Origin of the sequence: Pseudomonas sp. LJDD11, from assembly GCF_024584215.1 — a bacterium.
In the GTDB taxonomy this organism is placed as follows: Bacteria; Pseudomonadota; Gammaproteobacteria; order Pseudomonadales; family Pseudomonadaceae; genus Aquipseudomonas.
Map to the genome: position 1 here is coordinate 1 of NZ_JANJFL010000128.1, position 545 is coordinate 545.

Here is a 545-nt window from a genome sequence, read left to right on the forward strand (position 1 = left end):
ATGGTGCTTCGTCGAGCCTTGAGCGTGCCCAGCGAGTGGCGCCACGCGAGCCGCAAGTGCTTTATCGTCTGGCTCAGGTGCGTCTGGCCCAGGGGGATCCAGCCCAGGCAGAACAACTGGCCCGTCGCGCCCTGACCTATGCCAATGGTCGTGCAAGCCTGCAGGCGAGCCTCTGGGAACTGATCGCCCAGTCTCGTGAAAAGCAGGGTGATGCGGCTGGCGCAGCGCTGGCGCGTCAGAAAGCCCGGGTCAATCTCTGATGGATCAGCGTCTGCCTGAAGTGGCCGAGCAACTGCTGCTGATCGAACGTGAGTTGAGGGTCCTGGGTTGGTGGAGTGACACACCACCCAGCGAGGAAGCGCTTTCCAGCACCGAGCCGTTCAGCGTCGATACCCTGGAGTTCGAGCAGTGGCTGCAATGGATTTTCCTGCCGAGGATGAAAATCATCCTGGAGCGGGATCTCCCATTGCCCAACTCGTCGGGCATTCTGGAAATGGCCGAGATGGTCTACGCCAGTCGTCAGAGTGAAGCCCGCAAGCTGCAGG

The 545-nt window shown here is 61.5% G+C and carries 1 protein-coding gene and 1 pseudogene; both read left to right on the plus strand.

All coding sequences use genetic code 11. The annotated features are described in order from the left end of the window. Positions 1 to 260: pseudogene (locus NRB16_RS29135) on the plus strand (hypothetical protein); the annotation flags it as partial. After that, positions 260 to 545, plus strand: a 286-nt coding sequence (locus tag NRB16_RS29140; protein ID WP_257107599.1) for a YqcC family protein, incomplete at its 3' end; no start/stop codon positions are given. The pseudogene NRB16_RS29135 and the gene NRB16_RS29140, both read left to right, overlap by 1 nt.